23 protein-coding genes are annotated in these 23,215 nt (G+C 72.9%); 12 read left to right on the forward strand and 11 right to left on the reverse strand.

Features of this window, described 5'->3' with window-relative positions; genetic code table 11:
• Positions 1-5: 5 nt before the first annotated feature.
• Positions 6-1,112, reverse strand: coding sequence for a sugar kinase (locus J0911_RS05420; RefSeq protein WP_207274452.1), 1,107 nt, complete (start codon positions 1,110-1,112; stop codon positions 6-8).
• A gap of 108 nt (positions 1,113-1,220) precedes the next feature.
• Positions 1,221-1,907, reverse strand: a complete 687-nt coding sequence (eda, locus tag J0911_RS05425; RefSeq protein ID WP_307864925.1) for a bifunctional 4-hydroxy-2-oxoglutarate aldolase/2-dehydro-3-deoxy-phosphogluconate aldolase — start codon at positions 1,905-1,907, stop codon at positions 1,221-1,223.
• Positions 1,908-2,148: 241 nt separating this feature from the next.
• Here eda and J0911_RS05430 point away from each other — a divergent pair, with 241 nt between their 5' ends.
• From J0911_RS05430 to J0911_RS05440, 3 genes are all read left to right on the forward strand, one after another.
• Complete coding sequence (locus tag J0911_RS05430) at positions 2,149-3,840, forward strand: family 10 glycosylhydrolase (RefSeq protein WP_207274453.1); 1,692 nt, start codon at positions 2,149-2,151, stop codon at positions 3,838-3,840.
• A 174-nt stretch (positions 3,841-4,014) separates the two neighbouring features.
• A complete protein-coding gene (locus J0911_RS05435) occupies positions 4,015-4,398 on the forward strand; it encodes a universal stress protein (RefSeq protein ID WP_207274454.1) in 384 nt (127 codons plus the stop codon).
• 64 nt (positions 4,399-4,462) lie between these two features.
• Positions 4,463-5,611: a GTP 3',8-cyclase MoaA gene (locus J0911_RS05440; protein WP_207274455.1), complete on the forward strand. Its 1,149-nt coding sequence runs from the start codon at positions 4,463-4,465 to the stop codon at positions 5,609-5,611.
• A 17-nt stretch (positions 5,612-5,628) separates the two neighbouring features.
• Here the strand turns inward: J0911_RS05440 and J0911_RS05445 are convergent, their stop codons facing one another.
• Complete coding sequence (locus J0911_RS05445) at positions 5,629-6,048, reverse strand: molybdenum cofactor biosynthesis protein MoaE (RefSeq protein ID WP_207274456.1); 420 nt, start codon at positions 6,046-6,048, stop codon at positions 5,629-5,631.
• 60 nt (positions 6,049-6,108) lie between these two features.
• Positions 6,109-7,494 (reverse strand): molybdopterin molybdotransferase MoeA, encoded by a 1,386-nt coding sequence (locus J0911_RS21005; protein WP_207274457.1) that lies wholly within the window; start codon positions 7,492-7,494, stop codon positions 6,109-6,111.
• Between the two features lie 155 nt (positions 7,495-7,649).
• Here J0911_RS21005 and J0911_RS05455 point away from each other — a divergent pair, with 155 nt between their 5' ends.
• Positions 7,650-8,735, forward strand: coding sequence for a glycosyltransferase family 4 protein (locus J0911_RS05455; RefSeq protein WP_207274458.1), 1,086 nt, complete (start codon positions 7,650-7,652; stop codon positions 8,733-8,735).
• Between the two features lie 76 nt (positions 8,736-8,811).
• Here the strand turns inward: J0911_RS05455 and J0911_RS05460 are convergent, their stop codons facing one another.
• The 3 genes from J0911_RS05460 to J0911_RS05470 all read right to left on the reverse strand — a co-directional run bounded on the left by J0911_RS05460 (position 8,812) and on the right by J0911_RS05470 (position 11,646).
• Positions 8,812-9,297, reverse strand: coding sequence for a dsRBD fold-containing protein (locus J0911_RS05460; RefSeq protein ID WP_207274459.1), 486 nt, complete (start codon positions 9,295-9,297; stop codon positions 8,812-8,814).
• Positions 9,298-9,385: 88 nt separating this feature from the next.
• Positions 9,386-10,582 carry a glycosyltransferase gene (locus J0911_RS05465; protein WP_207274748.1) on the reverse strand — a complete coding sequence of 399 codons (1,197 nt, stop codon included), beginning with the start codon at positions 10,580-10,582 and terminating at the stop codon, positions 9,386-9,388.
• Between the two features lie 110 nt (positions 10,583-10,692).
• On the reverse strand, positions 10,693-11,646 hold the full coding sequence (locus tag J0911_RS05470; protein ID WP_207274460.1) for a DMT family protein: 954 nt from the start codon (positions 11,644-11,646) through the stop codon (positions 10,693-10,695).
• A 146-nt stretch (positions 11,647-11,792) separates the two neighbouring features.
• On the opposite strand from J0911_RS05470, the gene J0911_RS05475 reads away from it, so the two are divergent.
• A complete protein-coding gene (locus J0911_RS05475) occupies positions 11,793-12,740 on the forward strand; it encodes an alpha/beta fold hydrolase (RefSeq protein WP_207274461.1) in 948 nt (315 codons plus the stop codon).
• A gap of 11 nt (positions 12,741-12,751) precedes the next feature.
• Here J0911_RS05475 and J0911_RS05480 read toward each other — a convergent pair whose 3' ends face one another.
• From J0911_RS05480 to pdhA, 3 genes are all read right to left on the reverse strand, one after another.
• Positions 12,752-13,960 (reverse strand): dihydrolipoamide acetyltransferase family protein, encoded by a 1,209-nt coding sequence (locus J0911_RS05480; RefSeq protein WP_207274462.1) that lies wholly within the window; start codon positions 13,958-13,960, stop codon positions 12,752-12,754.
• Positions 13,961-14,028: 68 nt separating this feature from the next.
• Positions 14,029-15,015 (reverse strand): alpha-ketoacid dehydrogenase subunit beta, encoded by a 987-nt coding sequence (locus tag J0911_RS05485; RefSeq protein WP_207274463.1) that lies wholly within the window; start codon positions 15,013-15,015, stop codon positions 14,029-14,031.
• Positions 15,012-16,115 carry a pyruvate dehydrogenase (acetyl-transferring) E1 component subunit alpha gene (pdhA, locus tag J0911_RS05490; RefSeq protein ID WP_207274464.1) on the reverse strand — a complete coding sequence of 368 codons (1,104 nt, stop codon included), beginning with the start codon at positions 16,113-16,115 and terminating at the stop codon, positions 15,012-15,014. Before pdhA ends, J0911_RS05485 begins: the two co-directional genes overlap by 4 nt.
• Positions 16,116-16,247: 132 nt before the next feature.
• Here pdhA and J0911_RS05495 point away from each other — a divergent pair, with 132 nt between their 5' ends.
• From J0911_RS05495 to J0911_RS05520, 6 genes are all read left to right on the forward strand, one after another.
• Positions 16,248-16,706 (forward strand): Lrp/AsnC family transcriptional regulator, encoded by a 459-nt coding sequence (locus J0911_RS05495; protein WP_307864926.1) that lies wholly within the window; start codon positions 16,248-16,250, stop codon positions 16,704-16,706.
• A 63-nt stretch (positions 16,707-16,769) separates the two neighbouring features.
• Positions 16,770-16,967, forward strand: coding sequence for a hypothetical protein (locus tag J0911_RS05500; protein WP_207274465.1), 198 nt, complete (start codon positions 16,770-16,772; stop codon positions 16,965-16,967).
• A 246-nt stretch (positions 16,968-17,213) separates the two neighbouring features.
• Positions 17,214-18,686, forward strand: coding sequence for a hypothetical protein (locus tag J0911_RS05505; RefSeq protein ID WP_207274466.1), 1,473 nt, complete (start codon positions 17,214-17,216; stop codon positions 18,684-18,686).
• A gap of 106 nt (positions 18,687-18,792) precedes the next feature.
• The gene (locus tag J0911_RS05510; RefSeq protein WP_207274467.1) at positions 18,793-19,431 is read left to right on the forward strand and encodes a LysE family translocator; all 639 of its coding nucleotides are present in this window, start codon (positions 18,793-18,795) and stop codon (positions 19,429-19,431) included.
• 116 nt (positions 19,432-19,547) lie between these two features.
• Complete coding sequence (locus tag J0911_RS05515; RefSeq protein WP_207274468.1) at positions 19,548-20,969, forward strand: vWA domain-containing protein; 1,422 nt, start codon at positions 19,548-19,550, stop codon at positions 20,967-20,969.
• A gap of 87 nt (positions 20,970-21,056) precedes the next feature.
• Positions 21,057-21,581, forward strand: a complete 525-nt coding sequence (locus J0911_RS05520) for a P-loop NTPase family protein (RefSeq protein WP_207274469.1) — start codon at positions 21,057-21,059, stop codon at positions 21,579-21,581.
• Positions 21,582-21,605: 24 nt separating this feature from the next.
• Here the strand turns inward: J0911_RS05520 and J0911_RS05525 are convergent, their stop codons facing one another.
• Complete coding sequence (locus J0911_RS05525; RefSeq protein ID WP_207274470.1) at positions 21,606-22,166, reverse strand: TetR/AcrR family transcriptional regulator; 561 nt, start codon at positions 22,164-22,166, stop codon at positions 21,606-21,608.
• 132 nt (positions 22,167-22,298) lie between these two features.
• Here J0911_RS05525 and J0911_RS05530 point away from each other — a divergent pair, with 132 nt between their 5' ends.
• Positions 22,299-23,141, forward strand: coding sequence for an alpha/beta fold hydrolase (locus tag J0911_RS05530; protein ID WP_207274471.1), 843 nt, complete (start codon positions 22,299-22,301; stop codon positions 23,139-23,141).
• The last annotated feature ends 74 nt before the right edge of the window (positions 23,142-23,215 follow it).

Raw genomic sequence — 23,215 nt, forward strand, 5'->3', positions numbered from 1 at the left:
CGGCGTCAGCGGTCGACGCGGGCGCTGCCGCCGCGGGCGAGTTTGGTGACTTCGGGCAGGGTGGCGGTGGTGGTGTCTCCGGGAGTGGTCATGGCCAGGGCGCCGTGCGCGGCGCCGTACTGGACGGCCTGTTCCAGGGTGTCCAGTTCCATCAGCCCGTACGCCAGCCCCGAGGCGAACGAGTCACCCCCACCCACCCGGTCGAAGATCTCCAGACCCGGCCGGTGGGTCGCCTCGGCGAACCCCTCGAGACGCGACCACGCGATCGCACCCCAGTCGTTCACCGTCGCGGTCCGCACCCCCCGCAACGTGGTCGCCACGACCTGGAAGTTGTCGTACTCGCCCGAGGCCCGCTCGATCATGGCCCGGAACGCGCCCGTGTCCAGATCCGTCAGATCCTGCGACACGCCCTCCACCTCGAACCCGAGACAGGCCGTGAAGTCCTCCTCGTTCCCGATCATCACATCCACATGCCGCGCCAGCCTGCGGTTGACCTCCCGCGCCCGGGCCACCCCACCGATCCCCTTCCACAACGAAGGCCGATAGTTCAGGTCATAGGACACGACCGTGCCGTGGCGGCGGGCGGCCGCCATCGCCGCCTCGGCCACATCCGCGGCCGACTCCGACAACGCCGCGAAGATCCCACCCGTGTGCAGCCACCGCACCCCCGAGGAGAACAACGCCTCCCAGTCCACATCCTCCGGCCGCATCTGCGAGACCGCGGTATGCCCCCGGTCACTCACCCCCAACGCCCCACGCACCCCGAACCCCCGCTCGGTGAAGTTCAACCCGTTACGCACCCGCCGCCCGATCCCGTCGAACTCCCGCCACCGCACCCACGACGTGTCCAACCCGCCCCCCAGCATCAGATCCTCCACCAGCCGGCCCACATCGTTGTCCGCCAACGCCGTCACGATCGCGCCCCGCAACCCGAAACACCGCCGCAACCCCCGAGCCACGTTGTACTCACCACCCCCCTCCCACACATCGAACCGGCGCGCGTTACGCACACGCCGCTCACCCGGATCCAGACGAAGCATGACCTCCCCGAGCGCGACAACGTCATACCGGCACTCGGCCGCGGGACGGACAGACAACGAAGCATTCATCATCGAACTCCTTCACGAGAACAAGGCCACCAAGGCCACCGGACACCGCCAGACACACCAGACACGCCAGGCACAGGCACGCCAGGAGCAACAGGACACAGGCACGACACCTCAGGCACGCGACCCCGCCACGATCGACACAGCCCGCGCCGTACGACGAGTGATCTCCGCGAAATCACCCGCCACCACCAAGCCCCTGTCCACCATCCACGACCCACCCACCGCCAGCACCGACGGCAGACCGAGGTAGTCCGGCAGGTTCCCGGCACCCACCCCACCGGTCGGCACGAACCGCACCTGCCCGAACGGCCCCGACAGCGCCTTGATCACGGCAGGCCCACCCACGACACCGGCCGGGAACAACTTGACGGTCGAGATACCAAGCTCCAGCGCGGCCATCACCTCCGACGCCGTGGCCACACCCGGCACAACCGGCACACCCGCCTCCTGCGCCGCACGGACCACCGACACACTCAACCCCGGCGACACCACGAACGAAGCACCAGCCGCCACCGCCTCGTCCACCTGACGCGCATCCACCACCGTCCCAGCACCCACCAACATGCCCGGATGCCGGTCAACGATCGCCTCGATGACAGCCCCCGCACCAGCCCTACGAAAAGTAACCTCAGCCACCGGCAAACCACCCTCATCCAACGCCCCCGCCACACCAAGCCCCTGCCCGACATCATCGACAACAACAACAGGAACCACCCCCGCGCGCCCGAGACGTTCGAGGACGGACTTGCCCGGGTCGGATGCGCCGGTTTCCACTGGGGCCGATGACTTCGCTGACACCGTGATGCTCCCAACTTCGTCGTTGACGGGGTACGGACCGCAGCTTAGGGGATCCCCGCAGGAATATGGAATGCGCTTACCGAGTGTCTCGCGGCACACCGCCGGCGGGAGCGGCCTGGGGCACCGACGTCCGAGGAGGGCGGCGCCCGGAACCCCTGCGCGAAGTTTCCGGACACGCCATGGTCAGGTAGGTTTTTTTGAAGGAGCCGGCGGTTCCCGGAAGCCCCGCCAGGAGGTACCGATGAAGCACGCCCTGACGGCGACGATCGCCGGCGTCGCCCTGACCGCCTCGCTCGCGGCAGTCGCACCGGCGGCCGCATCCGCGCCCGCGACCGCCGTCGGGCGGATGCCCGACTCATCGTCCGCGGCCCCCACCGGCACGCCTTCCGGGCTCACGCCCGCGGCCGCCGTCGGCCCTGCCGGTACACCCCACGACGAGGACGGTTCCGCCGTGCCCGAGCAGTGGCGATCACTCTGGGTGGACGCGTTCAACGAGGGCGTCTACACGCCCGAGCAGGTCCAGGAGCTGGTCGACGAGGCGACGGCGATGAACGTCAACGCCCTGATCGTGCAGACCGCCCGCCGGTACGACTGCTTCTGCAACCGGGCTCTCTACCCGCGCACCGACGCCGCGATCGCCCCGGTCCCCTACGACCCGCTCGACGAGATCATCGACCGCGCCCACGACGCCGGCATCGAGGTGCACGCCTGGGTCACGGTGAACACCATGTGGCACGTACCGGACGGCCCGCCCGGTTCGCCCGACCACATCTACACCACGCACGGGCCCGACGCCGAGGGCCGCGACCGCTGGATCGGCAGGATGGCCGACGGCCGCGAGATCGTGGACAACCGCGTCTACCTCGACCCGGGCCACCCGGACGCCGCCGCCTACGTCACGGAAGCGGTCTCCAGCATCGCCAGGGAGTACGACGTCGACGGCATCAACCTCGACTACATCCGCTATCCGGACCACAGCTCGACCTCGCGGTACAGCGAGTGGGGCTACAACGACGTCGCCGTCGCCCGCTTCCAGGAGGCGACCGGCCGCACCGGCGTCCCCGCGCCCGACGACGAGGAGTGGAGCCAGTGGCGCCGCGACCAGGTGACCGGCCTGGTGCGCCGGATCTACCTGTCCCTGTGGGAGATCGACCCCTCCCTGCGGCTGTCCATGGACGCGATCACGTACGGCAACGGACCCGGCGCGGTGGGTGGCTGGACGAACACCCGCACCTACGCGGAGGTCCTGCAGGACTGGGCGGGCTGGCTCGACGAGGGGATCATGGACACGGCCGTGACCATGAACTACAAGCGGGACCACGATCCGGCCCAGCAGGTCATGTTCGACGAGTGGTCCGCGTTCCTCGCCGACCACCAGGGCGAACGGCAGGCGGTGAACGGCCCGGCGCTGTACCTGAACTCGATCCAGGACAGCGTGGCACAGGCGGAGCGGTCCGTGGCGCCGACCGAGGCGGGGCACACGGCGGCGGGATGGAGCGGCTACTCGTACGCCAACCCGAGCCAGGAGGTCATCACCGACCCGGCGCTGCGCGACGCCCAGCAGGCCGCCCTGGCCGAGGCGCTGGCCGGGCCGGGCGGAATCTTCGAGGACGACGCCGTGGTCCCGGACATGCCGTGGAAGTCCGCGCCCGACGACGGCCACGTCACGGGCACCCTCGTCGACGAGAACGGCGCGCCACTGGACGGCGTGGCCGTGACCCTGCGGCCGCTCGGGTCCGGACCCGGCTACGAACGGCGGACGGACGGAAACGGCTGGTTCGGCTTCGCGCACGTGCCACCGGGCAGGTACCTCGTGTGGGCCGACGCGGACGGGAGCGACGGCCGGGCGACGCGCGGCGAGGACCTCGGCGGGACCGTCATGGGGATCGTCGGCGTCAAGGAGGGCAGGATCACGCAGGCGCGCCTGCGCTGAGTGCGCGCCCGCGCGTGTCGCCTGCGCCGCGGTCCCGCGAACCGGGCGGCCTGCGCGGAGGCACGAAGGTGCGCGGGCCCGCCGTACGAGCGGCTCGCGCCGCCCCGATGTGAGAGAGTTCGACTGCGGCATGTCCCAGCTCTCATGAGCCGCGTCCCGGAGGTGTTCAGAGGAATGACGGTCCTCGTGGCGTACAACGCGTCGCCCCAGGGCGAGTCCGCACTGCGAGCCGCCACCGCCGAGGCGGAGCGACGGCGGCAGGATCTGTCCGTTCTGGTCCTGACCCCGCAGGAGAGCCCGGACGTCCCTTCCCACCTGGCGCACCTGCTGGACAGCGTCCCGCCGTCGGTCACGGTCAAGCCGGTCGTGTACCGGACGGAGTCCGAGGAGGTCGCGGAGTCGATCATCGAGGCGGCGGAACGTGTCGCCGCATCGCTCGTGGTGATCGGGGCACGCAAGCACTCGACCGTCGGAACGTTCCTGGTCGGGTCGACCACGCAGCAGGTGCTGCTGGACTCGCCGGCGCCGGTGCTGGTGGTCAAGGCGGGATACGCCTGATCGTCCGCAGGCCGTAACCTGGAACGCCTGCCATGCGGCACGGGCGGCCGGTTAGTCTCGTGAGATGGCAGCCGTCTCGCTCGGGATTCCCACGATGCGGCGCGTACCGCGTCCGGAGAACCTGCCGTCGCGTCCCGCGGACGTGCGGCTGGTGGACCGGTACGGGCGCATCGCGCGAGATCTGCGCGTCTCTCTCACCACCGCCTGCAACCTGCGCTGCACCTATTGCATGCCCGCCGAGGGACTCCCGCTGATCCCCCGCGACGAGCTCCTCACGCCCGGCGAGATCGCGCGGCTGGTGGGCATCGGTGTGCACCTCGGCATCCGGGACGTCCGCTTCACGGGTGGCGAGCCGCTGATGCGGCGAGACCTGGAGACGATCCTGACGGCGTCACGGGAGGCGGCCGACGCGGCGCTGCACGAGATCGCGCGGGCGACGCCGGACACCACAGCGACGCCGGACACCACCGGGGCGCCGGGCACCGTGCGCTTCGCCATCACGACCAACGCCCTGGGCCTCGACAAGCGCGCGGACGCGCTCGTCGCCGCGGGGCTGGATCGCGTCAACGTCAGCCTGGACACGGTGGACCACGCGGCGTTCGCCGCGCTCACCCGGCGGGACCGGCTCGACGACGTGCTCACCGGCATCCGCGGCGCGATCTCCGCCGGGCTGTCGCCGGTGAAGATCAACGCGGTACTGCTCCCCGAGGTCCTCGAGGGTGCCCCCGATCTCCTCGCCTGGGCGCTGGAGCACGGCTGCCGCCTGAGGTTCATCGAGGAGATGCCGCTCGACGCGGACGGAAACTGGACCAGGGACGACGTCGTCTCCGCCGCCGACCTGCTCGAACGCCTCGGGACCCGCTTCACGCTCACGCCGGCGGGCCGCGAGGACCCGTCCGCCCCGGCCGAGGAGTGGCTGGTCGACGACGGCCCCGGCACGGTCGGGATCATCGCCTCGGTGACGCGCTCCTTCTGCCGTACGTGCGACCGCACCCGGCTGACGGCCGAGGGAACGGTTCGCTCGTGCCTGTTCGGCGACGAGGAGACGGACCTTCGGGCCCTGCTCCGTTCAGGCGCCTCGGACGACGAGGTCGCCGACGCCTGGCGGACCGCCATGTGGGCCAAGCCCCGTGCCCACGGCTCCGACTCACCGGAGCTGGCCGGTGACGCCTTCGCGGAGACGGCGCGTTCGATGGGCGCCATCGGCGGCTGAGCGGCGCACGGCGGGCCCTACAACCCCACCCATTCCGACTCTCCGTCGGTGAACTGCTGCTTCTTCCAGATCGGCACCTCCGCCTTGATGCGCTCGACCAGCAGGGAGCATGCCTCGAACGCCTCCTCGCGGTGGCCGGCGGAAGCCGTCGCGACGAGCGCGACGTCCCCCACCCCGAGGTGGCCGTACCGGTGCACCGCGGCGACCCGCAGCCCGGTCTCGTCCGACACCGCCTGGCACACTTTTCGCAGGACGGTGGTGGCGTCGGGGTGCGCCTCGTAGTCGAGGCCGGTCACGGAGCGCCCGCCGTCGTCGTCCCGGACGACCCCGCGGAACGTGACGACCGCCCCGCACTCGGGCGCGGCGACGGCTTCCTCGACGGCGCGGGTCAGGTTCTCGCCGAGGACGGCGTCGGTCACGGTGCTCACGTCGCTCACCCGACCACCCTATGCAACGGACCGGCCCGAGGAACGACCCGGCCGGGAGCCGGCCCGGCGTCACAGGGGCAGAACCGTCACCGCGTCGCCCGCGCACAGCTCCGTGACGTCGGCAGGCACGTCGATCAGCACGTCGGCCGCCGCCATCGAGGCGACCAGGTGGGATCCGGGGCCGCCGACGACCTCGACGACCGGGTACGCCGCGACGTCCCGGATGCCCGCGTCCCGGAGGCGACCCCGCAGGAACTGCCTCCTGCCCGCGGGAGACACGAGGGCGCCGTCCGGCAGGCCGTCCCGTCCGAGGACCGCACGCCGCTCACCGACCGGCGGCAGCCCGCCGGCCCTGCGCAGCACGTCCCGCAGGAACACGACGAACGACACCTGCGTGCTCACCGGGTTCCCGGGGAACGTCAGCACCGGCGTCCCCCCGAGCCGCCCGAACCCCTGAGGGCCGCCCGGCTGCATGCCGACCGCCCGGAACACCAGGTCCGCCAGGACGTCCTTGACCACCTCGTGCGCCCCTTGGCTGACGCCGCCGGACGTGATCAGCAGGTCTGCGGAGGCTGCCGCCCGGTGCAGCGTCACGCGTGCGGCCTCGTCGTCGTCCCCGACCCGCTCCGTACCGGCGACCTCGGCGCCCGCCTCCCGCACCGCCGCCGCGAGCGCCACGGCGTTGGCGTCCCAGATCTGCCCGGGCCCGGCGGGTGCGCCGGGTGGGACGAGCTCGCTGCCGGTCGACACGATCGCGACCCGGACCCGGCGGCGCACGGGCAGCCCCCCGATGCCGCAGGCCGCGGCGGCGGCGAGGTGGTGCGGCGCGAGCACGGTGCCGGCGGGCAGCACGAGGTCACCGGCACCGACGTCGGACCCGGGCTCCCGCAGGAAGTCGCCGGCCGTTCTCGGCACGCGGATCCGCACGGTGTCGGCCGGGGGCGGGTTGCCGCGATCGCCCGCCGGCGTCGTCGGCCGCCGGCCGGGCGCGACGGACGACGGCGCACCGGTCTCGTCGGCGCCGCGGCCCGGCGCCGGGCGGTTGAAGGTGCCGACGTCGGTGTCCTCCACGGGGACGACGGCGTCGGCCCCGTCGGGAACGGGCGCACCGGTCATGATCCGTACGGCGGAGCCGGGGGTGAGCGGCGCCGGCCGCCCGGGCCGCGCGGCGACCTCACCGGCCACGGGCAGCGCGACGGGCCTGTCGGGCGAGGCGGCGGTGACGTCCGCGGCTCGTACGGCGAAGCCGTCCATCTGGGAGTTGCGGAACCGGGGCAGCGGTTCGGGTGCGAGGACGTCCGCGGCGAGGACGCGGCCGAGCGCCTCGCCGACGTGGAGCCGTTCCGCGGTCCGCCCGTGCCCGTCGGTGCGGCCGGTGCCGGGCTCGGGCGTCAGTTCCGCCAGCAGTGACTCGACGTCGGCTCGATGCTGCTCCACACTCACCCGGCTGCCCACCCGACGAACGTACCTGACGGTCTCCCGAGACCGCGGCGTGCCACGGGGGCCATCCTCCGCCTTCCTCCGGGACCTCCCCCGGCCTCGCCAGGGGTTCCCCGGGAATTCCGCGGTCCGTGCCCGCACGGCCCCGCGGGATGACTAGGCTCGCGGCGATGGCACGCCAAGGAGAAGACACGACGCGGGTGTTCGTCGACTGCCGGTACGTCCGGCTGGGACGACACGACGGGATCAGCCGCTACACGGCCGGGGTCGTGGGTGAGCTCGCGCGGCTGATGCCCGTGGAGCTGCTGATCCACGACGAGCGGCAGCTCGTCCACCTGCCGGACCTGCCGTGGCACCGGATCAGCGCGCCGACGAGCTGGCGCGAGCCGTTCGTCGCGTGGCAGGTGCGGCGGCTGCGGCCGGACGTCGTGTTCAGCCCCATGCAGACCATGGGGTCCTGGGGCCGGAACTACCGGCTGGTGCTCACGCTGCACGATCTCATCTACTACCGGAACCCGACGCCGCCCCGTGACCTGCCGTGGCCGGTGCGCCTCCTGTGGCGGCTGTTCCACCTGGCGTGGTGGCCCCAGCGGGTGCTGCTGAACCGGGCGGACGCCGTCGTCACGGTGTCGGCGACGACGGCGGGCCTCATCGCCGAGAAGCGGCTGACGCGCCGGCCGGTCACGGTGGTGCCGAACGCGGCCGAACCCGTGCCGGCGGACGAGGCGGACGTCGGGCGCGAGCCCCGGACGGGCACGCTCGTGTACATGGGCTCGTTCATGCCGTACAAGAACGTGGAGACGCTGGCGCGGGCGGCGGCCCTGCTGCCCGACCACGAGCTGCACCTGTTGTCCCGCGCCCCGGCAGGCGCGCGCGAGCGCCTCACCGGCCTGGCGGGGAACGGCCGGCTCGTGTTCCACGACGGCGTGTCCGACGAGGAGTACCGGCGCCTGCTCCGGCGTGCGACGGCTCTGGTGTCGGCCTCGCGGGACGAGGGTTTCGGGATCCCGCTGGTGGAGGCGATGTTGCTCGGCACCCCGGTGGTGGTGAGCGACATCCCGGTGTTCCGCGAGGTCGCGGGGGAAGCGGGGGCCTTCGTACCGCCGGAGGACGCCGAGGGGTTCGCGGACGCGGTCCGTGCGCTCGAGGAGCCGGGCGTCTGGGAGAAGCGCTCGGCGGCGGCCGTGGAGAGGGCGTCCCGCTTCGGCTGGCCGCGTTCGGCGGAGACCCTCGCGGCACTCCTCCGGTCCCTGTGACCGTGCCGGCCGCGTACCGCGGCCCTTCGCGCCGCCCGAGGCGGCCGGCCGGTTCCGTGCCGCCTCGGGCATCGCGTCAGGCGTGCACGTGCGCCCGGTGGCCCACGGCCGCCGACACGTCGTCCTCCGCCACCGCGAGCAGGCGGTCCGCGAGCCGCCGTAGTGCGCGGGCGGCCGCGATCTCGTCACCGATCTGAGGTACCTCGGGGTCCTCGGGCGCCTTGCGGGCGTGCCCGACGGCACGCACCTCGGGCAGGCCGCGGACGGTCGCCTCCGCGGTGGTGCTCCCGGAGGACTCGTTGAGCGTGATCTCCACCTGCCACGTGAGGGTGCGGGCCCCGCCGGCGTCCTCGGCGTCGTCGGCCACGAACACGGGTTCGGAACGATCGACGATCGTGTCGGGTCCGGGGAAGACGAGCGTCTCCTCCCCGGTGTCGCTCCAGCGCACGCGGTACGGCGGCGAGCCGTCGCCGTGCGGGCACTCGACGACGACGCCGTCCCGTGTGGCACCCCCCACGGTTCCCGAGGCGGTGACGATCCGGTCTCCCACTGCTGCCCTCATGGTTCCCTCCTCGTCGAGCGGTCCTCCCATCCATCATGCGCCCGACGCGGTGATCGCCGCACCCTCGCGGGGTCGCCCCGCCCCCGGCTCAGACGGCGACCGGGACGACGCCCATGACCTTCTCGTAGAGGGCCTCGAAGACGCCGAGGGTCGCGCCCATGGTGTGGGCCTGGATCAGCTCGCGGCTCGCGGCGCCGTACCGCTCACGCAGGGCGGCGTCGGCCAGGAGCGTCCGCAGGTGGCCGGCCAGTTCGTCGATGTCACCCGGCTGGAACAGCTCGCCGTTGGAGCCGGGGCGCACGAGGTGCGGGAGCGCCATCGCGTCGGCGGCGATCACGGGCAGCCGGGCCGCCATGGCCTCCATCGTGACGATGCTCTGCAGCTCGGCGATGCCCGGCATGCAGAACAGGTCGGCCGACGCGTAGGCGGTCAGCAGCTCGTCGTCGGACAGGAAGCCGCGGAAGCGGATGCGGCCCGACATGCCGAGCTCCTCGGCGAGGGCCTCCCACGTGGCGCGCCGCTCGCCGTCGCCCACGACGTCGAGCCGGCCGGGCACGTCCGGGGCCACGCGCGCGAACGCGCGGATCAGTTCGTCGACCCGCTTCTCCTGGTCGAGCCGTCCGACGAACAGCACCGTCGGCTCGTAGAGCGCGGTCGGTCCGGTGGGCGCGCCGCGGCGCGCGGCGACGGCGGCACGCGCTTCCTCGTAGGCGTCGGCGTCGATGCCGTTGGACACGGGGAACGCGGCGGTCAGGCCCGCGCGGCGGGTGATGAGGTCGACGGCGCTCGGGGTGGGCGCGGTCACCGCGTCGGCCCGTGCGTAGACGCGGCCGAGGTCGCGGTACATCCAGCCGGCGAACGCCTCGTGCATCGAGGCCGGGATCGGCAGGTAGCCCACGATGTTCTCGGGCATGAGGTGGTTGGTGGCCACGAGAGGGACCCCGGTCCGCTTCGCGGTGTTCACGACGGCGCGGCCCAGCGACAGGTGCCCGTTGGTGTGCACGACGTCGGGCCGCACGCGCTCGTAGACGTCACGCACCTCGGACGCCGCCTCCCACGGGAGACAGACACGCATCGCGTCGAACCCGGGCATGCGGCGGGACGACACCCGGTGCACGACGACGCCGTCGCGCACCTCGACACCCGGCTCCCCGGCCGGGGACGGGGCGACCACGTGGACTTCGTGGCCGCGTGCCGCAAGTCCGGCGGAGAGGCGGTCGGCGAATCGTGCGGCACCGTTGACGTCCGGGGCGAACGTCTCGGCGCCGACGAGGATCCGGAGCATGTTCACTGTGGGTTCTCCTGTGGTACAGCCCCATACGGGGCGTTGACCTGCATTGTCACCTGCACCCGTCTAAGACGGACAGGACGGGCATTTGGTTGTGGACGATTCGATCAAGTTCTGGCCACGATCTGTTCCTGCCCGGCGCGCGCGGCAACGGCGTCGGGATGGTGGTGCGCCAGGGTGAAGACGCCGGCGGTCGCGGTCACCGCGGCCGCGCCGAGCAGCACCCAGGCACCGATCGGCGTCGTCGACCCCTCACCGAGCAGGACCGCACCCAGGACGACGGCGACCAGCGGGTCGCCGACCGTCAGACAGGCGATCACGATCTCGGGCGCGCCGGCGTGGAAGGCGTGCTGCACGAGCCAGGCGCCGACGAGGAACGCGACGAGCGCGCCGGCCACGCACCCCAGCACGAAGGGTGACAGGACGCCCTCGGTCGCGGCCGCCTGGGCGGCCACCCGGACGAGCGCGGACAGCAGCCCGTAGGCCGCCGCCACCGCCCCGGCGAGCGCCAGGCAGCGGAGCGGGCCCCGCCCCTGCCGCGCCATCCCGGCGAAGCCGAGCAGGGCGACCGTCGCGCCGATCACGATCCCGGCCGTGAGCGTCGCCCCGGCCGACGGCGTGGCGGTGGTGGCCGAACCCGCGGACGCGGCGACGAACACCACGACCCCGGCGACCGTGAGCGCGGCGCCGACGAGCACGCCCCGGGAAGGCATGGTCCGGGACTTCCACGCGGACATCAGCACCGCCAGGGGAACGGCGAGCACACCGACCGGCTGCACCACGCGCAGCGGGGCGAGCAGCAGCGCCACCGCGTGCACGAGCGACCCCGCCCCCGCGAGACCCGCCCCCTGCAGCCAGCGCCGTCGCCGCACGATCGCCAGGAGATGGCGGCCGTTCAGGTGGCGCACCGGTTCGACGACCGACGCCGTCGTCGGTGAGGGCTCGACGCGGTCACGGGCGTCCGGGTGCTCGGTGGTGGTCACCGCGTGGTGCTGGAGCACCGACGCCGCCGCGAAGCACACGGCGCCGAGGAGCGTCAGGCCGACGGCGATCAATGTCATGCGCCCATACTGTATGCCCCCAGGCGTCCCAACCATGGGGGTCTCCCCCTATTCATCGGGGGTTCACCCCCAACTTGGCCCGGGGTTCCCCACAGGTCCCACGATGCTCACCACACCGGCGCGCGAGGTGGCTAGGCTTCGGCAGGATGGCACACGAACCGCTCCCCTCCCCCTACGCGGCGCTGATCGCGGCAACGCCGGTGGAACGTTCCGCTCTCACCGTCCGCGGTGGCCGCACGCACCTGTGGCACTACGGGGCGGGGGACGCGAGCGAGCACATGGTGCTCCTGCACGGTTTCCGCGGCGATCACCACGGACTCGAGCCGATCGTCGCCCATCTCCTGCGGCTCCGCCCTCGCCTCCGGGTGACCGTGCCGGACCTGCCGGGGTTCGGCGCGTCGCCACCGCTGCCGGGCGGGCGGCACGACGTCGCCGGCTACGCGGCCTGGGCCCGCGCGCTGCTCCGGAAGGTCGCCCCCACGGGCGACGTCGTGCTGGGCGGCCACTCGTTCGGCTCCGTCGTCGCGGCGGCGACGACGGCGTCGTGCGAGGGAGCGCCGGTGCCGCTCACCCGGCGCCTCGTGCTGGTCAACCCGATCCCGCGGCGCCCGCTGAGCGGGCGGGACACGCTCTCCGTCGGCGCGACCGCCGTGCTGCACGGGCTGGCCGGGATCCTCCCCGAGGAGACCGGCACCTCGCTGCTGCGGCATCCCGCGCTCACGCGGGTGGCGAGCGTCGCCATGGTGCGTACCGGGGACCGGGCGCTGCGCCGCTGGATCCACGAGGAGCACGGCCGGTACTTCGCCGGGTTCGCGACCCGGGCGTCGCTGCTGGAGGCCTTCCACGCCTCGATCACGGCCAGCGTCCGGGACTCCGCCGCGGCGGTCGACGTCCCGACGCTGCTGATCGGCGGCACGCGGGACGACCTCGCGCGGGTGGCGGACCAGCGCGCCCTGGCGGCCCGGTTCCGGGACGCCCGTCTGGGACTCGTCCCCGACGTGGGCCACCTGACGCACTACGAGACCCCGGCGGAGGTCGCCTCGCAGATCGCGCCGTTCCTCGCGGAGAAGGGCGTCCCGGCCGCGGCGGCCTGAGGACCGCGGGGTCAGAGCCGCTCGATCACCGACAGCGGGTCCTCGACCGCGCTCGTCACCGCGCGGAGGAACGCCGCCGCCTCCACGCCGTCGCAGACGCGGTGGTCGAAGACGAAGCTGACCTGAGCGATCTTGCGCGGCCGCACCGAACCGTCCACCACCCACGGCCGGTCGATGATCCGGCCGACACCCAGCATCGCCACCTGGGGGTGGTTGATGATCGGCGCGCTGCCGTCGACCCCGAGACCGCCGTAGTTGTTCAGCGTGAACGTGCCGGCGGTGAGTTCCTCGTCCGTGGCCCGGCCCTCCCGGGCCCGGGCGACCAGGTCACGGATCGCGGCGTCGAGGTGCGCGGTCGTCATCCGCTCCGCTCCGAGCACCGCGGGGGCGACGAGACCGCGGGCGCCCTGGACCGCGAGCCCGAGGTGCACCCGGTCGAGCCGCACGATCTCGTCCCGCCCGGCGTCGACGCGCGCGTTCAGCACGGGGTGCCCGGCGAGCGCCGCCGTCGTGAACCGTGCCAGGTACGCGAGCAGGCCGGGCCCGTCGGGCCGGGACGCACGCAGCTCGGTCAGGGGGGTGAAGTCGACGTCCACCCAGATCGTCGCCTCGGGGATCTCGGCCCGGCTCCGCGCCATCGCGGTCGCCGCGGCCTTCTGGAAGCCGGTCATCGGGACCCGGGTCCCGTCGTCGGACCGGAAGCCGCCGGGGCCGGCCGCCCCGGGCCGGGGCGCGCCCCGTGCGAGCCGGCCCGGGTCCCGGGGACGACGGCGGCGCCGCGGCCCCGTCCCCTCCGGAACGCCGTCCCGGGTCCCGTACCCGACAAGCACGTTCCCGGACCCGGCCCGTTCCTCCTCGCGATACGTCTCGTCCTGCGGAGCGGCCGCGGATCCCGCCGCCCCGCCGCCGGAAGGCTCCGCCCTGCCGCCGGAGGGCTTCGCCTGGTCGCCGGAAGGTTCCGCCCGGTCGCCGGAGGGCTCCGCCTGCTCGCCGACCTCGAGCAGCGGGAGCCCCACCTCGAGCGTCTCGCCCTCGCCCGCGCACAGCCGTTCCACGACGCCCGCGTACGGCGTCGGCACCTCCACCACCGACTTGGCGGTCTCCACCTCCGCGACCGCCTGGTCGACGACGACCACGTCGCCCTCGGCGACCAGCCAGGCCACGATCTCCGCCTCCGTCAGCCCCTCGCCCAGGTCGGGCAGCGTGAACGTCCTGGTCATGCGCTCTCCTCCGTCGTCCGGGACACCCGTCGGCGCGCCCGCCGCCGTCGGGCTCCCGCCCTCGCCGATCATTCGCCCCGCTCCCATCGCAGGTCGTCGACGGCGTCGAGGACGCGGTCGACGTCGGGCAGGTGCAGATGCTCGAGCCTGGGGGGCGGGTACGGGATGTCGAGCCCCGTCACGCGCCCCACGGGCGCGGCGAGCGCGTCCCAGCAGCGCTCGGTCACGCGCGCCGCGATCTCGGAGGCGACACTCACGAATCCGGGCGCCTCCGCCACGACGACGGCTCGCCCGGTGGAGCGGACCGCCCGGCAGACGGTGTCGTCGTCGAACGGCTGGAGCGACCGCACGTCCACGACCTGGAGGCTCCGTCCCTCGACGGCTGCCGCCGCGGCCGCGTCCAGCGCGACCGGGACGCTCGGGCCGTACGCGATCAGCGTCGCGTCGGTCCCGGGCCGCCGCACCACGGCTCGACCGATCGGGGGAACGGGAAGGTCGAGGTCCACCTCGTCCGCGCCGAAGTAGAGCTTCTTCGGCTCGAGGAACACGACCGGGTCGTCCGATGCGACCGCCGCCCGCAGCAGGCCGTAGGCATCGGCCGGGTCGGACGGCGTGACCACGTGGAGGCCCGGGGTGTGCGCGAAGTACGCCTCCGACGAGTCGCTGTGGTGTTCCACGCCGCCGATCCCGCCCGCGTACGGCACGCGGATCACCATCGGCAGCGCCACCTGCCCGCGGGTACGGTTGCGCATCTTGGCGACATGGCTGGTGATCTGCTCGAACGCGGGGTAGGCGAACGCGTCGAACTGCATCTCGACCACGGGCCGCATGCCGTTCATCGCCATGCCGACCGCGACGCCGACGATGCCCGCCTCCGCCAGGGGCGTGTCGAAGCAGCGGTCCTCGCCGAACTCGGCGGCGAGGCCGTCGGTGATGCGGAACACGCCGCCCAGCCGGCCGACGTCCTCCCCGAACACCGACACGCTCCCGTCCGCGGCCATCGCGTCGCGCAGGGCCCGGTTGAGCGCCTGCGCCATCGTGAGCTTCTCGGTCATCGGGAACCTCCGGCCGGTGTGTCGCGCGTGGCCTCGTCCCGCAGCATCGCCAGCTGCTCGCGCAGCTGCGGCGTCGGGGTCGCGTACACGTGCTCGAACAGTTCGGACGGGTCGTGGCGGAGGTCGGCCGCGAGCTCGTCACGGAGCCGGGCCGCCAGACGTTCGGCGTCATCGGCGAAGGCGGCCAGGCGTGCCTCGTCGACGTCGCCGCGACGGGTGAGGAACGTCCGCAGCCGCTCGACGGGGTCTCGCCGGGACCAGACGGCGACCTCGTCGTCGTCGCGGTAGCGGGTGGCGTCGTCCGCGTTGGTGTGGGCCTGCATGCGATAGGTGTGCGCCTCGACGAGTTGTGGCCCGCCGCCCGTGCGTGCGGCGTCCACCGCCGCACCGAGCACGGCGAGCAGGGCCGCGACGTCGTTCCCGTCCACGCGCTGCCCGGGGATGCCATACCCGGCGCCCTTGTGCGCCAGCGACGGGGCGGCCGTCTGCCGGGACAGGGGCACGGAGATGGCGAAGGTGTTGTTCTGCACCAGGAACACGACGGGCGCGCGCAGGACGGCCGCGAAGTTCAGCGCCTCGTGGAAGTCGCCCTCGCTGGTGCCGCCGTCGCCGCACAGGGCGAGGACCACGGTGTCCTCGCCGCGCAGCCGGGCGGCGTGGGCGACGCCTACGGCGTGCGGGAGCTGGGTCGCGAGCGGTGTCGTCAGCGGCGCGACACGGTGGGTGGCGACGTCCCAGCCGTGGTGCCACTCGCCGGACAGGAGGGTCAGCGTCTGTCCCGGGTCGACCCCGCGCGCCACGACGGCGGCGGTGTCACGGTAGGTGGGAAACAGCCAGTCGCCGTCGGACAGCACCCGGGCGGCCGCGACCTGACACGCCTCCTGCCCGTGGGAGGACGGGTAGACGGCGAGCCGGCCCTGGCGGACCAGGGCGTAGGCCTGGTCGTTGAACCGGCGGGCGGTGATCATCGCGCCCAGGGCCGCGACGAGCTCGGAAGCGGGCGGGACGGCGGCGCGCGCGGGGGTGACCGGAGCGCCGTCGCTGTCGATCAGGGTCACCGGCTCCGTCGCCGGCAGCAGACCCTCAGGATCAGGTCTCATGGTCCGATTCTGGATCCGCGAGCCATCTGGTTGCCATGAACCGGCAAAGGTCGAGAAGATGTGTCGTGACGCGGGCGATCCGGGAGCCGAACGTCCAGACCGCACCCACGCGACGAGGCGGAGGCGAGACAGGTGGCACTCGACGGCACGGACGAACGCATCCTGGACGCCCTGCGCCACGACGGGCGCATGTCGATGCGCGCCCTGGCGGAGGCGCTGCACATCTCCCGGGCGAACGCGTACGCGCGAACCCGGCGGCTGCGGAGCGAGGGGGTGATCCGCGGATTCCACGCGGACATCGATCCGGTCGCGGCAGGTCTGGCGACATCGGCCTACGTGACGCTCAACCTGGTGCAGACCGAGTGGCGCAACATCCGCGCCCGGCTGGAGGCGATGCCCGGGGTGGCGCACTTCGCGCTGGTGGGCGGGGAGTTCGACGTCGTCATGCTCGTACGGGCCCGCGACAACGCCGACCTGCGGCGCATCGTGCTCGACGAGATCCAGGGCATGGACGGCGTGCTGAGCACGCGAACCCTGCTGGTCTTCGAGGAGACCGAGCCGCAGTACGGCGAGCCCGGGACACTGGGGTGAGGCCCGCCCCCAACGCCTGGGGTGCCGAGCAGTGGGGTGACCGCTTCAACACGACGTTCTGGCGTGAACGGGACGAACAACTGGCGCGTGACGATCACGACCGGCTCGGGCCAGACACTCCAGAACTCGTGGAACGCCTCGGTGAACGGTACCTCCGGCACGCTCGTCGCCACCCCGAACGGCAACGGCAACACCTTCGGCATCACGTTGTACTCGAACGGCAACACCACTTCACCCACCGCGTCCTGTTCCACCACCTGAGGCCCGGGGCGGGAGCCCGTGCCGGCGCTCCCGCCCCGCACCGCGCCGGGGCGCCTCGGCCGCGGTGCGGCGGCTCGCGGCGGCGCCACCACGGCAGCGCCGCTTTTCTTCACCCACAATCTCGACATTTCATCTGAGCTTCAGGAAAGCAGGTCACATCCGCACAGGACTGCGGCGTTCCGGATTCATGGACAACCGTCCAACTCCGGTACTCTCGCCCGCAGCAGCCTGTGGAGGAGTGGAGCCTTGCCGAACGAGAACACTGGGTCCCGGGGTCCCGAAACGTCCGGTCGTTCGCTCACGGAGCGGCTCGCCGGAGCACTGGCGGAGCTGTCCGACGACGAGTACTACGTGCTGCGAAGCCGCGCTCTCGCCCGGCGGCCGACGCCGTACGAGAGCCTCGCGGGCGAGCTGGGGATCGGCGACGCCGACGTCGTCCACCTCGAACGGCGGGCCGCGACCCGTATCGCCGGCGCGTCCCGCGGGCCGGACCACGACGCGCTCACCGAGGCGATGAGTCAGCAGAACAGCACCGTCGCCCTCGCCACGCTGCTGCCGCAGCATCCCGTGCTCACCGAGACCGTGCCGCGTACCAACCTGCCCGTGTGGGCGTTCCTGGTGCAGACCCTCGGGCTCGATGGCGCGTCGAACGGGACGACGGGCCTCGCGGCCTCGAACCACTCCCCCGCCACGGGGACCACGGCCGGCGGCGACACACCGCCGAACGGAACACCGTCCGGCACCGCGCGGCGGAGCTCGGCGCGCGCGGTCCAGGCCGCGGCGCACACGGCCGCACGCGCCCCGCGGCCTCGTCCCGCGCAGCCCGCACGGCCACGGACGGGCGGTGCCGTCCGGCCGGCGTGGACGGCCTGGTTCCCGTGGCTGATCACGCTCGGCCTCGCGGGAGACGGCCGCAAGACGTCGTCCTGGGACTTCGAGCCACAGGTGCGGGGCCGGCTCCGGCACCAGGTGAACGCGTTGACCAGCATTGTCATCGAACAGCTGCCTGCCGCGCCGGTGGGCGTCATGTTCCCCGCGATCGCGCTCACGGACAGCATGGCGGACCTCGAGATCCCCGCGAGCCACGCGGAGCGCTTCCGCGAGAAGGGCATCACGAGCTTCGCAGACCTCACCGACCGCACGATCGCCGAGCTGCGTTTCCTCCCGCACTACGGGGCCAAGACGCTGAGCGCTCTCGTGCAGCGGATGGTGTACCGCTCCCTCCAGCACCCCGCGCCGACCGGGTCGCCCACGCCGCCCGCCCCGCGCGACCTGGAGCGCCCGCTCGACGAGCGCATCACTTCGACTCTCGGCTACCTGGACGAGCGTGCCCGGACGATCCTCGTCGCACGCCGGTTCGCCGATCCGCAGGCGAAACTGCCGGAGCTGGCCGAACGGTTCGAGATCTCGCACATGCACGCGCAGCAGATCGACAGCCGCTCCGCGTCGCTCGTGCGCAGCACGCTGATCAGCCCGTCACTCCTCGCCGCCGTGGACGAGCAGCTTCCGGCTCCGGACGGGACGATGCGCATCGAGGATCTCGTGGCCCGGATCCCCGTGCTCGGCGCCGTGGTCCCCGCCGCGGAGAACCAGCCGGCGTGGCGTGTGCTCGACGGACTGGGCGGGCTCTTCGAGGTCACGGACGGCGAGGCACGCCGGGCCTCCTCCAACCGCAAGCGCTCGGCCAACCCGCCGGTCCCCGGACGACGGACGGCGTAGTCCCCCGCCGCGGCCGACCCCATCCGGCGGCGCGGCCGCACCCCCGCCGCGGCGGAAGGACCGGGACGAACGCGGCTTCCGGTCGAGACCGGGGCATACTGGGACCGTGCCGACCCTCGCCCAGCTTGCCGCGTTCACGGTCGCCTCGATCGTGCTGATCGAGATTCCTGGCCCCAGCCTGCTGTTCGCCCTCGGACGGGCCCTGACCGTGGGGCGCCGCGACGCGCTGCTGTCCGTGGTGGGCAACGCCTCCGGTGTACTGGTGCAGGGCGTCGCAGCGGCGGTCGGTCTCGGCGCGCTCGTGGCGGCCTCGACGACGGCGTTCACGGTGCTCAAGCTGGTGGGCGCGGCGTATGTGGTCTACCTGGGCATCCAGGCGATCCGGCACCGCGCCGACGCGCGGGCGGCGCTGGAGCAAGACGCCGTGCATCGGACGACGAGCGGGCTCGGCGCCGTCCGGACCGGCTTCGTCGTCGGAGTCACCAACCCGAAGACCGTCGTGTTCCTCATGGCGTTCCTGCCGCAGTTCATCGCCGGCGGCGCGCCGGCAGCGCCGCAGCTGCTCCTGCTCGGTGCGCTGTTCGCCGTCCTGGCCTGCGTGTCGGACGTGGTGTGGGTGCTCGCCGCGAGCCAGGCGAGGAGCTGGTTCGCCCGCCGCCCCGAACGGCTCGACGGCCTGGGCCTGACGGGCGGGGTGATGATGATCGGCGTCGGCGGGTTCCTGGCCACGAGCCACAACGCCTGACCGCCCCCGCCGGGCGGCCCGGCGCCCCGGTGTCCCACCTGTTGCGACGCCGCACGCCGCACCGGCATGCTGGGGCCGCCGCAGCCGCTGACACGGTGCACCACGAGGAGCCGCCGATGCCTTCACCCCGCCGTTCCACCCGGTCCACGCCCGCCGTCCGGCCACGCGGCCCGGCCGGCGCGCACCGTGCGGCCGGAACGGTCGCCGTGATGGTGGCCGTGGCGCTCACGGGCTGCACCTCGGGGCCCTCCGTGCCGGCAGGCGAGGCGGGCAGCGCCGCACCGGCCCGGGTCACACCTTCCGCCGGGGTCCCGGAGCTCGTTCCCGTGGCGTACGACGCCCCGCGAGACCTCACGGCGACCGAGGAGCTGATGCTGTACGAGCCGGGGCCCTACGCGGGCGAGGCGTTCGACGAGGACGCCGTCGTCGACGCCGTGCTGGCGATGCGACCGGGCACGGCCGAGGAGTGGCAGCGCGCCGTACTCGGGCAGATCCACGGCGACTACGCCGAGGCGCTGGCGGCGAGCGTCGAGTTCGAGTACGCGATCGACGATCCCGCGGCCGGCCCCGACCAGGAGCCGGTCGAGGGGACGGCCGTCGGCACCAACCACTTCGCGCTCGTGCTGGACGCGAGCGGCTCGATGGCGAAACGCGCCGGTGACGGCACGCGCATGGACGAGGCCAAGGCGGCGTTGCGGCGGTTCGTGGAACGGCTTCCCGACGACTCCACGGTGTCCTTGCGGGTGTACGGCGACGCGGGCGACGCCACCGCGGACGGCAAGCGGGAGTCGTGCGCGTCGAGCGACGTCGTCTACGACGACGAGGCGGACGCGCAGCGGTTCGCGCACGCGCTCGACGACGTCGGCCCGGGTGGCTGGACTCCGCTGGCGCGTGCCGTCCGGGCGGCGAGACAGGACGTGCCGGGCGACGCCACCGACGCGATCGTCTACGTCGTCACCGACGGCCTGGAGACCTGCGGCGGCGATCCCGTCGCCGCAGCTCGCGAGCTCGCGGACAGCGGGGTGGACCCGATCGTCAACGTGATCGGGTTCCGGGTGGGTCACGCGGACCACGAAGGGCTGCGCGCGATCGCCGACGCCGGCGGAGGCTCGTACACCGACGCGAGCACCCGGACCGAGCTGGAGCGCCATCTCGACGAGGAGTACTCCCGCCTGATGGACGCCTGGAACGCCTGGCGACGCGCCGAGCTGGACCGGATCGACGAGGCAGGCCGGGCCAACATGGCCGAGGCGGAGAGACACGGCCGCACGCTCATGGAGACGGCCGAGTCCGAGGGGCGTGCCGGGATGGACATCGCGCGCGAGCTCGGGGACCGCGGCGTCCTGGACCGGGCCACCGAGCACGCCGTCTGGCAGTACTTCTCCGGACGGAAGAACCAGCTCTGGCGCTACGGCTACGAGACCAAGGCCGCCAACTGGGGGAACGCCTATCGGGAGAAGGTTCGCGACTGGGGCGAGGTGTACGGCACCGCGACCTCGAGGTGGAGCGAGCTGTACCGCGAGCGGTACGACGGCTGAGACCCGTGCGGGCCGACGACGCCCGGCCGGGACGTCGTGACGGCCCGGCACCGCCAAAACCGCCGGGTGGGGGTAACGTTCCTGGCTGTGGAGAGGATCGCGATCATCGGCTGTGGTGGGTCGGGCAAGACGTACCTCGCCAACCAGCTGGCGGGCGTCCTCGATCTCCCGCTGACCCACCTGGACAGCGTCTACTACGACGGCGACTGGAACCCCCTGCCGAGAGAAGAGTTCGCAGCGGTCCAGCGCACGCTGGTGGCCCGGCCCCGGTGGCTCGTGGAGGGCAACTACACGGACACGCTCCTGATCCGGCTCGCCGCCGCCGACACCGTGATCTTCCTCGATCTCGACGCACTCACCTGCCTGTCGGGCGTCTTGCGGCGCAGGCTGCGCTACCACGGGGGCCAGCACACCGAGGACGGGGTCTACGACCGCATCAGCTGGAGCTTCGTGCGCTACATCTGGGGCTACCGCAGGACGATGCGCCCCCGGGTCCATCGGTTGATCGCCGAGCACGCCGCACACGCCGAGCTGATCACGATCACCAGCCGCCGCCAGTCCGCCGCCCTGGTCGCCCAGCTCCGGGCCGTGCGGAGCTGGTCCTTCCGGTAGCGGCGACGGCCACGGGAGCTCCGGTCAGCGCACTGCCGCGTCGAGCAGGGTCTCGGCGGCGGCGCGGGCCTGGTGGGCGGCGTCCGGTGTGCCCGCGATCGCCGCGGTGGTCTGGGCGCCTTCGGCGAGGATCGCGAGCTGTGGCGCGAGGCGGGGCGGAGCACCCAGCTCGTCGACCAGCCGCGCGACATAGGCCTGGAACGCTGTCTTCTGCACGCGGACCGCATCGGCCACGGCCGAGGAGTTCGCGCCCAGCTCGCCGTGCGTGTTGATGAACGCACACCCCCGGAAGTCCGGCTGCCGGAACCAGGCATCGAGGAAGTCGAAGATGGAGAGGATGCGTTCGCGCGCGGTCGTCGCCCGCTCGGCCGCCGAGGCCAGGCCGGCGTCCCAGATCTCGGTACGGTGGCGGAGCACGGCGATGATCAGCTCGTCCTTCGAGGCGAACAACGCGTAGATGCGCTTCAGCGACACCCCCGCGGCAGCCCGTACCGCGTCCATACCGACGGCCTGCACGCCCCGCGCGTAGAACAGTTCGTCCGCGGCTCGTACGACGCGCTCCCGCGCGCTCGTCTCGTCGATCATCCCGCCCCTTCCGTCGCGGCCTCGCGGCCCTGGCTGCACTCCACTTGCGCGGAGAACGATCGTTCTCTACGATAGCAGGCACGCGGAGAACGATCGTTCTCCGCGGCTCAGGAACCCGAAGGGAACCGGATCATGGGATACGTCAGCGTCGGCACCGAGAACAGCACCACCACCGAGATCTACTACGAGGACCACGGCACGGGGCAGCCGGTCGTCCTCATCCACGGCTACCCGCTGGACGGCAACAGCTGGGAGCTGCAGTCGCGCGAGCTGATCGCCGCCGGCTACCGCGTCATCACCTACGACCGCCGCGGCTTCGGGCAGTCGAGCAAGGTCGGCACGGGCTACGACTACGACACCTTCGCGGCAGACCTGAACACCCTGCTGGAGACCCTCGACCTGCGCGACGTCATCCTGGTCGGGTTCTCGATGGGCACCGGCGAGCTGGCCCGGTACGTGAGGAACCACGGTCACGAGCGCGTCGCGAAGCTGGCGTTCCTCGCCTCCCTCGAGCCGTTCCTCCTGGCCGGTGACGACAACCCGACCGGCGTGCCGCAGTCCGTCTTCGACGGCATCGCCGAGGCGGCCCGCGCCGACCGGTACGCCTGGTACACGCAGTTCTTCAGCGACTTCTACAACCTCGACGAGACGCTGGGCTCACGCATCAGCCAGGAGGCGGTCACCGCCAGCTGGAACACCGCCACGCGCAGCGCGCCGCTGGCCGCCTACGCGGTGGTTCCCACCTGGATCGAGGACTTCCGGGACGACGTCGCGGCCGTGCGCGCGTCGGGCAAGCCCGCCCTGATCCTGCACGGGACCAAGGACAACATCCTGCCCATCGACGCGACCGGGCGCCCGTTCCACGAGGCGCTTCCCGACGCCGAGTACGTCGAGATCGAGGGTGCGCCGCACGGCCTCCTGTGGACCCACGCCACCGAGGTCAACGAGGCGCTCCTGGGCTTCGTCCGGCGCTGAGGCCCCGGCACCCACGCCGGCCGTCCACCGAGCCCGCAGGACGTGCCGGACTCGCGGCCCGGCCACCGAGTGGC

The organism is Myceligenerans salitolerans, assembly GCF_017349295.1.
GTDB classification, from domain to species: Bacteria; Actinomycetota; Actinomycetes; order Actinomycetales; family Cellulomonadaceae; genus Myceligenerans; species Myceligenerans salitolerans.

Excerpts from the sequence above, each read along its gene's own strand:
- J0911_RS05485 (WP_207274463.1), bottom strand. The coding sequence starts at position 15,015 with ATGACCGAGAAGCTCACGATGGCGCAGGCGCTCAACCGGGCCCTGCGC.
- J0911_RS05470 (WP_207274460.1), bottom strand. The coding sequence starts at position 11,646 with ATGACATTGATCGCCGTCGGCCTGACGCTCCTCGGCGCCGTGTGCTTC.
- J0911_RS05525 (WP_207274470.1), bottom strand. The coding sequence starts at position 22,166 with ATGATCGACGAGACGAGCGCGCGGGAGCGCGTCGTACGAGCCGCGGAC.
- J0911_RS05440 (WP_207274455.1), top strand. The coding sequence starts at position 4,463 with ATGGCAGCCGTCTCGCTCGGGATTCCCACGATGCGGCGCGTACCGCGT.
- J0911_RS05480 (WP_207274462.1), bottom strand. The coding sequence starts at position 13,960 with ATGACCAGGACGTTCACGCTGCCCGACCTGGGCGAGGGGCTGACGGAG.
- J0911_RS05420 (WP_207274452.1), bottom strand. The coding sequence starts at position 1,112 with ATGATGAATGCTTCGTTGTCTGTCCGTCCCGCGGCCGAGTGCCGGTAT.
- J0911_RS05465 (WP_207274748.1), bottom strand. The coding sequence starts at position 10,582 with ATGCTCCGGATCCTCGTCGGCGCCGAGACGTTCGCCCCGGACGTCAAC.
- J0911_RS05435 (WP_207274454.1), top strand. The coding sequence starts at position 4,015 with ATGACGGTCCTCGTGGCGTACAACGCGTCGCCCCAGGGCGAGTCCGCA.
- J0911_RS05455 (WP_207274458.1), top strand. The coding sequence starts at position 7,650 with ATGGCACGCCAAGGAGAAGACACGACGCGGGTGTTCGTCGACTGCCGG.
- J0911_RS05460 (WP_207274459.1), bottom strand. The coding sequence starts at position 9,297 with ATGAGGGCAGCAGTGGGAGACCGGATCGTCACCGCCTCGGGAACCGTG.
- J0911_RS05430 (WP_207274453.1), top strand. The coding sequence starts at position 2,149 with ATGAAGCACGCCCTGACGGCGACGATCGCCGGCGTCGCCCTGACCGCC.
- J0911_RS05475 (WP_207274461.1), top strand. The coding sequence starts at position 11,793 with ATGGCACACGAACCGCTCCCCTCCCCCTACGCGGCGCTGATCGCGGCA.
- J0911_RS05515 (WP_207274468.1), top strand. The coding sequence starts at position 19,548 with ATGCCTTCACCCCGCCGTTCCACCCGGTCCACGCCCGCCGTCCGGCCA.
- J0911_RS05530 (WP_207274471.1), top strand. The coding sequence starts at position 22,299 with ATGGGATACGTCAGCGTCGGCACCGAGAACAGCACCACCACCGAGATC.
- pdhA (WP_207274464.1), bottom strand. The coding sequence starts at position 16,115 with ATGAGACCTGATCCTGAGGGTCTGCTGCCGGCGACGGAGCCGGTGACC.